This window comes from Methanobrevibacter woesei (assembly GCF_003111605.1).
Taxonomy (GTDB): domain Archaea; phylum Methanobacteriota; class Methanobacteria; order Methanobacteriales; family Methanobacteriaceae; genus Methanocatella; species Methanocatella woesei.
This window is the reverse complement of the sequence record NZ_MZGU01000012.1, coordinates 1-823: the sequence shown is the minus strand read 5'-3', so window position 1 is coordinate 823 and position 823 is coordinate 1. Positions and strand designations below refer to the sequence as shown.

The following is an 823-nucleotide window of genomic DNA, read 5'->3' as shown; positions in this document are numbered from 1 at the left end:
ACTATTACTGCGTCTTATGGTGGTTTGTCTGTTACACGTAATGTAACTGTGTTGTCTACAATTGTTTCTGAGGATTTAACTAAGTATTATCGTAATGATTCTCAGTTTGATGTTGTAATTTTAGACAGTAATGGTAATCCTGTTTCTGGTGTGACTGTTGAGTATAATATTAATGGTGTTTTCTACTATAGAACTACTGGTGATGATGGTATGGCCAGGTTTAATATTAATTTGGATCCTGGTGAGTATGTCATTACAGTTAAAAATACTGCTAATGGTGAGGTAACTTCTAATATGGTTACTGTTTTATCCACTATTTTAATTGAGGATTTAACTAAGTATTATCGTAATGAGTCTCAATTTGATATGTTACTTGTTGATGGTGAAGGTAATCCTTTAGCAAATCAAGAAGTGTCTATTAATATTAACGGTGTATTCTATTATAGAGTTACTGATGAGAATGGTATGGCTCGTTTGAATATTAATTTGGATCCTGGTGTGTATATTTTAACTGTTCATGACTATAAAACTGGTCTTTTAAGGTCTGCTGTTGTTACTGTGCTTCCTACTGTGTCTGGTGAGGATCTTGTTATGGATTTCCAGGATGGAAGTACTTATGATGTGGCTGTTGTTGATGGTCAAGGAAAACCAGTTGTTGGTGTGAATGTAACCATGAATGTTAATGGTGTTTTCTACAACAGGGTTACTGATGAGAATGGTGTTGCTCATTTGAATATTAATTTGATTCCTGGTGAGTATATTATCACTTCAGTTTATGGAAATGCAACAGCATCCAACAAAATCACAGTAAAACAACCATAAA

At 33.8% G+C, this 823-nt stretch carries 1 pseudogene; it reads left to right on the top strand.

The window, feature by feature from the left end:
* A pseudogene (locus tag MBBWO_RS08165) lies at positions 1-822 on the top strand (hypothetical protein); the annotation flags it as partial.
* Position 823: the final 1 nt, after the last annotated feature.